The organism is Rossellomorea aquimaris, from assembly GCF_001877785.1.
Classification (GTDB): Bacteria; Bacillota; Bacilli; order Bacillales; family Bacillaceae_B; genus Rossellomorea; species Rossellomorea aquimaris_A.
In genome coordinates this window covers 1-653 of sequence record NZ_MINN01000103.1, presented here as the reverse complement: position 1 = coordinate 653, position 653 = coordinate 1, and the positions used below count along the sequence as shown (strand labels likewise).

General features: G+C 43.0%; 1 pseudogene. It reads left to right on the top strand.

Going from position 1 to position 653, the window contains the following annotated elements:
* Positions 1–166: 166 nt before the first annotated feature.
* Positions 167–568, top strand: a pseudogene (locus tag BHE18_RS14945) (Hsp33 family molecular chaperone HslO); the annotation flags it as partial.
* Positions 569–653 lie beyond the last annotated feature (85 nt).

Below are 653 nucleotides of genomic sequence, written 5' to 3'. Positions count from 1 at the left end.
AAGATAGAGGAGGACTGTGCTGGGGCTATGAGATGGGGACAAGAGATAGTAGATGTGTGAATTTGGTAGTGACTGCTGAATGAGAAAGATATGGGGGTTGATTGTATGGAATGCTGAAGAAATTGGTTGAATACACTGAGAAGAAGAAGGTGGGTTTTTTTTTTTTGTGCTTGTCGATACCGACAATTCCGTGCTCGCAGCAGGCGGTTTTATTATTCAATTGATGCCTGACATCGACGACGAAACCATTACATTGATCGAACAGCGCTTGGCGAACATCGAACCCGTTTCCTCAATGATCAAACGAGGGCTCACGCCTGAAGAGATTTTGGAAGAAGTGCTAGGAAAAGACAATGTTCAAATTCTCGAAGAAATGCCTGTGCAGTTTCAGTGTACGTGTTCTAAAGAAAAATTCGCAGAAGGCATTATGGGACTTGGAAAAGAAGAAATCCGCCAAATGATCGAAACAGACGGCGAGGCGTAAACTGAATGTCATTTCTGTCACAAAAATTATCATTACAACAAAGCAGAATTGGAAGCGTCGCTCAATGAACTCGAATCGAACTAACTCGACACCGCACAAGCAAAAACGTCACTTGAAAACCAAACCGGTGCTGCTGGTGATTGGTATTTTATTGCTGGCGAATGTGTTG